Source organism: Bacillus sp. LL01, assembly GCF_001037965.1.
In genome coordinates this window covers 1-9,094 of the sequence record NZ_LFEL01000052.1, presented here as the reverse complement: position 1 = coordinate 9,094, position 9,094 = coordinate 1, and the positions used below count along the sequence as shown (strand labels likewise).

The 9,094-nt window shown below is 38.2% G+C and carries 6 protein-coding genes; 5 read left to right on the top strand and 1 reads right to left on the bottom strand.

The window, feature by feature from the left end; all coding sequences use genetic code 11:
* Positions 1-2,379 (bottom strand): CotH kinase family protein (locus tag AB685_RS29895; protein WP_198530575.1); only part of this gene is annotated, 2,379 nt, incomplete at its 3' end.
* Positions 2,380-2,616: 237 nt separating this feature from the next.
* Here AB685_RS29895 and AB685_RS23540 point away from each other — a divergent pair.
* From AB685_RS23540 to AB685_RS23520, 5 genes are all read left to right on the top strand, one after another.
* Positions 2,617-3,369, top strand: coding sequence for a polyphosphate polymerase domain-containing protein (locus tag AB685_RS23540; RefSeq protein WP_047973013.1), 753 nt, complete (start codon positions 2,617-2,619; stop codon positions 3,367-3,369).
* A 19-nt stretch (positions 3,370-3,388) separates the two neighbouring features.
* Positions 3,389-4,078, top strand: a complete 690-nt coding sequence (locus tag AB685_RS23535) for a DUF4956 domain-containing protein (protein WP_047973012.1) — start codon at positions 3,389-3,391, stop codon at positions 4,076-4,078.
* Positions 4,079-4,206: 128 nt separating this feature from the next.
* The gene (locus AB685_RS31450; protein WP_082153745.1) at positions 4,207-6,408 is read left to right on the top strand and encodes a M14 family metallocarboxypeptidase; all 2,202 of its coding nucleotides are present in this window, start codon (positions 4,207-4,209) and stop codon (positions 6,406-6,408) included.
* Positions 6,409-6,583: 175 nt separating this feature from the next.
* On the top strand, positions 6,584-8,653 hold the full coding sequence (locus AB685_RS23525; RefSeq protein WP_053073937.1) for a 5'-nucleotidase C-terminal domain-containing protein: 2,070 nt from the start codon (positions 6,584-6,586) through the stop codon (positions 8,651-8,653).
* A gap of 207 nt (positions 8,654-8,860) precedes the next feature.
* A partial coding sequence (locus AB685_RS23520) for a hypothetical protein (RefSeq protein WP_047973011.1) occupies positions 8,861-9,094 on the top strand: 234 nt, incomplete at its 3' end.

The window sequence follows — 9,094 nt, the reverse complement described above, 5'->3', positions numbered from 1 at the left end:
GACTCCTTCATGATCAGCTCTTAGTTCAATTTTTTCATTTTGGTACGTTAGTTGCATCGGTGTATTCGTTAACCACTTGAATTCACGATCCCCAGCGGCACCTTCACCATCCAAAGATTTTCCGTTTACTTCAATCTGTTCACGTAAGGATGCACTTATATTTAACGTTGCTACCCCATCGCGATCAAAGAATTGAGCAAACTGAGCTAGAATATAAGCAGGACGCTCTTCTGCAAATTGCCTCATTCCATTCACATTACCATTCCAACGTTCGATCGATTCAGGTTTTTCCCAACGTTCAATATGCCTACTCATCTCTGACTCAATTACCTGTGCCATTTCTTCTAACATTGGTATCGTTCTACTTGGATGAAACACGGTATCTAAGTAAAGGCTCATTCGACCAATGAACTCTTCGCGGAAATGGTCATTTTCCAATAATGAGCGTAGTTCTAAAGTGGACCAGTCTGGATTAGGCATTGAATCTTGACCAGCTTCCGTTGCCATCTCTAAAGAGTGATGACGGTAAGCATGAGGTCCCCCGAACMGTCCAAATCCAAAGTCTAAATCGTAAATAACCCAACGCCATAACCCGTCCCCACCGCGATCTCTATAAAAAGAGCGGTTGTTACCAGGCCAGTCGGTGTTACGAACAAAAATTTCAATCAGGTTATAATCGATGAAATTATCGATATCAATCCACTTAGAAACCTGTTCATAATGCTCGTCCTCTGACAAGTCATTGTTTCGAATATAATCTTGAACCTCAAGATACTGAGCATTACGCCCTTCATTCACTACCTGACCATTGTTATCAAGAAAATCTAAGTTTCCAGGGTCAATCCCTTTAACATCTTCAAAATAATCAGCATCGTAACGTTCACGTATATTATAGATCCCCCAGTACTCTCCATTAACATAAAGAACAGCAGGCTCATAATTTTGTGTTTCGATATCAATTTGACCTTTTACTAATGTTTGTAAATAGCCATCTCTAAATAATGTGTTGTTGTAGTCATTACCAGAGTTCCGTAGAAGCAAGCGCTTATATTGCGGATGGTCCTCTTCTCCAAAGAATGGATAATTAAAAGTGGATTTTCCATAATCGTTTCTGGCATATAGTCTAAATGATTTTCTATCATAACCTCTTGAGGCCCCACCATGAATTCTTATCCCCGCCTGTTGAGAGAGAGTTAACTCTCCTCTTTTATCGAAGTATTCAAGTTTGATGGGTCTCTCCCACTCACGACCCGTCATCGCATAATTCCCAGTACTTGCGGGATCCCCACTGCGCGGGTTCATGTTTACCCCAGGTACATAAATGCCTACTTCTTCATCAAAGAGATTTCTTGGATCTGTGCTCACAGACACCACAGGTAATTGTGACGTTGTATTGAACAGATAGGTTTCACGAATTTCATCCCCTTCTATACCTGTCGAGGATATCGCTTTAGCGGTTAGAACAGTGGAATCTTCAATGACAATCGGTTCTTGGTAAATAGAAGAGTTCTCATCAGGTGTTGATCCATCTAATGTATAGTAAATGGCAGCGTCCGACTCAGTTGGTATCGACAATTCTACCGACACCTCCTGCTCTTTCTTTCCTCCTCTAAGAGAAGGAACTACTTGATCGGACAAGTCCTCCCAATCACGATTGGCTATTTCTAAATAAAAGTCCTCTAATGAATCTAACGAAACAAAAGGGTTTCCTTCTATATATAGTTCCTCTCTAAGGCTTGCGATTTGTTGTAACGGACTAAAGTCTTGAATGAAATTGTAGCTAGCATCGAGCGCAACCAAATTATCGAGAGTGCTCAATGGACTAATGTCTGTCACATTATTCCCATTGATATTTAACGTTTCTAAAGCAAGAAGTGACGAAATTGGGTCGATATAAGAGATTTGGTTATCAGCTAGATCTAAAGTCAATAATCGTGACAAACGTTTTAATGATTGAGTATCAGTCACTCTGTTCTCGGCAGCTGATAAGCTCTCTAGGGCTCCTAATTGTTCAATGCCGTCAATCGACCTCACTTCATTATTAGTAATGTTTAAGTGAACCAACCGTCTCAATCTTAATAAAGGTTCTATATTTTCAATATGATTATTTGAAACATCAAGCGTGTTTACATAGGCAAATTTCTCAATACCTCTTAGAGATTTAATATTCGAGTTACTCAAGTCTAGAGAAGTTATTTGTCTTAAACCCTCATCTGTTAGTTCGTTAAGTGAGTCGACCTGAAGTTGATTCATAAGAGCGGTTTCTAAGGCGGGATCATCAATTTGAATCTCTGATGCACGGCTTTCATTCAACATATAAAAGCTTACGATCCAAATTAACACTAAGCTCATAAGCATTAACATGATTTTTGTTTTCATCTTGCATAAACCTCCACATTTCTTTCGTATATGTAAAATTTCCTTCAACGCATTCCAGTATTTCCATTCAATAATTGTCTTGAAAATTTGCCATATTATAAGCATGAAAGCTCAATGACAGGTCTAGACATCAATGTTATACTGTATCATGTTAACATATTGTAAAGTTTATTTGATCAATTTTATTTTTTTGTAAATTTCATGTTAAACTATTCTCTTGGAAAAGGGGGGAAATCCATGGCGTTGGAAATCTTTAGTAGATACGAATTAAAATACTTGATTCCCTATCATGTTTATCAACAAATAGTACCTCATTTACTTGAGCGTATGAGATATGACAAATTTGGTGATCAAGGTCGATATAATATTATCAGTTTATACTTCGATTCTAAAGATAAGAAAATCTATTATGAAACTCGGAACAAATTACGCTTCAGGCAAAAATTACGTCTACGTATTTATGATGACGCAGGCTTAGAAGATGCTGCTTTCCTCGAAGTGAAACAAAAGTACAATAACGTGGTAAACAAAAGACGCACAAAAATTAAGCTGAAAGATGCTTACCACTTCTTAGATTCACAATCACTTCAACATAAACACCAATACGATGTATCTAACCCACAAATTTTAAATGAGGTTCATGCATTCCGTAACTTATACGAACTTGATCCTAAAATCATCGTTAGCTATGACCGCCAAGCATTTCACGGCTTATACGAAGATGATTTGCGCGTTACATTTGACTATAATCTGATGTGCCGAGATGATAACTTAGCCGTCGAAGCAGGACCATTGGGTCGAAATTTTGTGGCAAATGATCTCGTTATTATGGAAGTAAAGGTAACACATAGCGTCCCGCTTTGGTTAACTCGCCTTCTTAGTGAATTAGAATGTGAGAAGAAAAGTGTCTCCAAATTTTGTACAAGTATTGATTTAGCAGAAAACAAAAGAAAAGAACCCTTCCATTTAAAAGAAAAAATATTTATATAACGTTTAGTAGGAGTAGACTATGAATCAATTTATTAATGAATTACAGTATTTTTCAGATTTCACCACTCGCTCAGCAATCATTGAATCTTTTGCAGCTATTTTACTTAGTTTTGTATTAAGTCTCTTAATCACTTGGGTATATCGCAAAACTTATACCGGCGGACAATATTCCCAATCATTTGTACACACTATCATTATTATGTCCGTTGTTGTTTCCGTTATTATGATTGTAATCGGCAATAACATCGCTGTTGCCTTTGGACTTGTTGGTGCCTTTTCTATTATTCGTTTCCGTAGTGCAATGAGTGATCCAAAAGATATCGCATTTATCTTCTTCGGAATGGCAGCAGGTATCGCTTGTGGCCTCGGTTTCTACACGTTAGCTGTTCTATTTGCTATCACGTTATCGCTATTAATCTTCATCTTGCACGGGGTTGATTATGGTAAGAAAGATAGCTTCAAAAAGACGTTAAAAGTAACGATTCCAGAAAACATGCATTACGAGAAATTATTCGATGAGCTTTTTACTCGCTTATTAGATGAATATACTCTTTTGCAAGTTGAAACAACGAACCTAGGAACCATGTATCAACTTACATACACGATTGTTCCTAAAGAAGGTGTCACAGACAAACAAATCATGGACGAGATTCGTGAACACAACGCTAACTTAAAAATCTCCATTGTTATGCCATCTCGTACATTTTAATAAAAAAGTTCGAAGCTCAATTTTCTCTGAGTTTCGAACTTTTTTTATTTTTTTTATATTTTTAGTCAATTATCCTTAATTTTCTAGTAAACTATCCATGGGACTAAATAGATTCGAAGGAGAGAACAATGAAAAAGTTGCATGGAAAATCTTTATTTTTATTTCTTGGAGTAGTGATGCTCTACATTTTGTTTATTCCTCAAAATGCTTCTGCATCAATTGTAAATCCTCATCAAGAGTATACATACGCACAAATGGAACGAGATATCCAACGCCTTGCTCAAACATATCCTGACTTAATTAAGTACGAAGTGATTGGAAAGAGCGAATATGGACGCAATATTTATGCTGTCGCTCTAGGTAATGGACACTCGACGGTTTTTATTAACGGATCGCACCATGCTAGAGAATGGCTATCAACTAACCTTAATATGCATATGATTGAACAATATGCCCAAGGATATCGAAGCAATAGAAGCTACGATAACGGCCGCTATCCTATACGCTCTATCCTAGACAACACAACCATTTGGTTTGTCCCAATGGTCAACCCAGATGGTGTAGAACTTCAGCAAAAAGGTCTTTCTGCCTTTCCTAGTAGTTCTCATTCAGGTTTAATCACCATGAATAACGGAAGTCTCAATTTCAAAAGATGGAAGGCCAATGCAAAAGGAGTCGACCTCAACCGTCAATATGATGCGCTTTGGGCAACTATTCGAAACGACCCAGGCAGACCTCATTTCGAAAACTATAAAGGAACCTCGCCTCATTCAGCTAGTGAAACGAAAGCGATGGTGAATTTCACAAGAAGGATCGATCCTGAAATAGCAGTTAACTATCACTCTAGTGGCGAGATTCTTTTCTGGAATTTCCTTCAGACTGGGGCTAGATATGAGCGAGATTTACGTATTGCAAGACAAATTAGTTCTTTAACAAGCTATCCTCTTATCTATGCAGGATCTAACCCTTCTGGGGGCGGCATGACTGATTGGTTTATTAATGACTTTCACCGCCCGGCCTTTACACCAGAGCTAGGTAGATATGTCGGACCAACAAATCTACCAATCTCTGAATTTAACCGTATATGGGTACAGAATCGTTACGTAGGACTTTATGTCGCCCAAGAAAGCCATAAGCTTTATCAAGGTCGAGCAAGAGAAGTTGCAGAAAGAGAAGTAAGAAGTGCAGAACAAGAGGCAAATAAACTAGTCGATTATTATGTATTCTCTTCTCCTGATGATGTTGCGCTTACACCTGCTTTCCAAGCTCAATATGACAAGTCCAATGACCAGATTAATCATGCTGTACAGATTGTCAGATCGTTAAATGCCTCTGAGTTAAAACGCAATCTACAAGATCGACTTAATCGAGCAGTGGAGCTCAGAAGACGCGCAACGGTGACCATTCGAGTGATTAACCGTGGTGAACTATTGGATAGACGAGCAGAATTACTTGAAGAAGAATTCGCAAGAGGTACCGTATCAGACCGTGTCCGCATTCGTCGGGACAACGTTCTTATTGAGAGAGATCGAACAGAAGAATCGATCGAACGTGTTATAGGAGTTGGAAACCGTCGACTCTTTACGAATGCTTACGTTACATCGGTTAATGATTTATTACGCGTCTCAGAAAATGCTTTTGTCAAAGATACTATTTTACTTCAAATAGAAGATGAACTTGCAAAAGGAAATCAGGCAAAAGTAGCAGAATTGCTTAGAAAGCTAGATGAGTTAACCATCCCGAACGATCCAAGGATTGCTCCTTTCGTCAAATCTCTAAATGCTAAAGAAGCAGAATTAAGAGCAACAGTGACTAGAGCTGAGGCCTCTGAAGCTACTGATGAGGAAGATTCCGAGGAAGTGACTGAATCTGAAGATACAGAAGAGGTTCAGGAGATTGAGGAAACGGATGAAAGAGAAGAAGTAGTTGAAGTAGTAGAAGATGAAACAGATGAAATCGAAGAAGATGTTACACCAGAAGAATTTGAAGAAGAGATTATTGATGAAGATCTGGTTGAAGATGAGAATAACCCTGAATTAGTAGCTACATTCAATGATGTTGTAAAAAATAATGACCTTCAATTTGTACTCTTTTTAAATGGTTATGATCAACTCGAGCTTATCGATATTACGATCAACGACACTATAATAGAAGACATCGAAATCTCTGATGAAGATGGCTCCTACTCTTTCTCCTATGAAATAACAGATGAGGAAAGAGAACAACTAGAAAATGGGGAGTTAATGGCTGTTATTACTCTTCAGATTGAGGATAATGAAGACATACACTTCCTTGAGCTTGAAGTTATGGTAGATATGTTGACGGAATAACTTGAGATTAGGATACGAACATAATTGTTCGTATCCTTTTTTGATTCTGAAAAATTATCAAACTTTATCTATTAATCTAAAAAATAAATATACATTGTCTAAATGTTCTACTATACTTAGTTTGTACTCGCTTTCACACGATTTATAGCGAAAAAAATGAAACATGGAGGTAAATATGAATCAATTCGTCGTTAAAAGTAAAATTCAAGCGATCTTTCTTACTTTATTAGTTGTCCTTTTTTCAAGTGTTGGGTTCTCACCTCAAGGAACAGTCCTAGCTAACGAATCCGATACTGCCACTTTAAACATTGTACATACAAATGATATACACGCAAAAATCAACAATTTTGGTAAGATTGGTGCTTACATTGAAGCACAACGCGAAAACTACACTAACTTCTTATATTTAGATGCTGGTGATATCTTTAGTGGAAACCCGGTGGTTGATCTTAAAGATGGGGAACCAATCATTGAATTATTAAATGTTATGCAGCTTGATGCAATGACCATTGGTAATCATGAATTTGATTATGGACAAGAAGTATTTGCACAACGCGTCTTAGATTCATCTTTCCCTTGGCTAAGTSCCAACACAGAAGTAGTAGATGAAACAATCGCGATCGAACAACCAGATCCGTTTGAAATTTTCGAGTTTGAAGATGGACTTACAGTCGGTGTACTTGGTTTAACTCAAGCACCTCCAGCAACAGCTCCTGCAGGAATTGTTGGACTTCAGTTCCATGACCCTGTCGCTACAGCTCTTGAATATGAGTACTTAGCTGATGAGGTGGATCTTTTTGTCGCTCTTACTCACATTGGTTACAGTGAAGACCGTAGATTAGCTGAATCCGTTGACTTTATTGATGTTATAATCGGTGGCCACTCTCATACAACTCTTAGTGAGCCACAATTTGTTAATGGTACAGCGATCGCTCAAACAGGTGGAGATGCTAATAACATCGGTAACCTTGAATTAGAGCTTGATTTAGAAACAGGTGAAGTTGAAGTAACAGGCTTTCTACAACAAGTATCTCAATTAGAAGCTATAAATGATGACATTCAAGCAATGGTAGATTCATACAACGCAGAAGCTGAAGAATTACTGAATACTGTAATCGGCTACACAAACACTGGGTTGACTCGTGATGGTCGTAATGTAGGAGATGTTCCTCTAGGTAACTTCTGGATGGATGCTGTTCGTGATTCTCTTGATGCTGACATTTCTCTTACAAATGGCGGTGGTATTCGCGCAAGTATTGCCCCTGGTGACATTACAGCAGGTGATATCTTTACCGTCGAACCTTTTGGAAATATTATCACAGAGAAAGAAATGACTGGAGCTGCGCTGAAAGATGTTATTGAGTATTCTTACTCATGGCGCAAACAAATTGACCTACAAACATCAGGCTTACACTACACGATTTACACAGATCAAGAAGGAAATTATGTTGATGCAGACTTATATGTAGATGGTGAGCCAATTGAAATGAATCAAACGTATACAGTAGCACTTAACAACTTCATCGCTACAGGTGGAGATGGGTATAACTTTGTCGGTGAAACTATTCAAGAAGATGCTGGTTTAGTGACAAATGCTATGATCAATTATGCTGGACTTCTTATGGAAGAAAAGGGTGCGATTGATTATGAAGTTGAAGGTCGCATTCAAGTAAAAGTGGTTGAAGAAGATGTTGAATCACCTTACTCAGATGTTCGTACGAATCACTGGGCTTTTGACTATATCTATGCCCTAACTCAAGATGGTGTAATTAACGGCTATGAAGATGGAACGTTCAAACCTAGTAACAACATTAGCCGTGCTCATTTTGCTGCACTTCTTACACGCACAGTTGGTTTAGAGCCAACAGGTAATACAACTAATCCATTTAAAGATGTCTCTGGTGAGCATACAAATGCCATTATCGCTGCATATGAAGCAGGGATCGTTAAAGGTAAACCGGACGGAACATTTGCTCCAAGAGAGAATGTTTCACGCGAACAAATGGTACTTATGTTAATGCGTGCTTACGAATATGAAACTGGCGTAGAGATTGATGTTGAGCCTGCATTAAGCTTTGAAGATAATCATTCTATCAGCGATTATGCAATGGCACCAATACAATACTCGATGGATCTTGGAATTATTCAAGGAAAAGAAGATGGAAGAATTTTCGACCCACGCGGAGGCGCAACACGCGCTCAAGCTGCTAAAGTTTTGTATTATTTCGGAAAGCTAGACTACTAATAAACATTAAGCATCCCCACGCTTCTGGCTGTGGGGATGTTTAGTTATTATAGAAATAATTAGTAGACCTCTTTCACAAGAGGCCTGTTTTTTATAATAATAATGGTCATAACGCCATTAATTCTCTATCCTACCCTTCCCCTTCTCTATCAGTTTCATTATAATAATAGATAACATTCACAATTAGTAAGGGGGATTCTAATTATCTTGAAAAAAATCATAGTACTGTGCGCAATTATCTTTTCATCTCTTTTTGTTCTTGCCTTTAGTCACCTCACTTATCAAGACAAGCTGCAAACGATTGCTACAGAAGCGAACCAGGGCAATTCAGGCGAAAGCACAAGTAACACAGCCGCTCAGAATCAAGTCCATGATGAACCGACAGCAGCAACCACTCCTCCTAATAGTTTGATTGATTCATGGAGTACTCAAAAAAAGGAT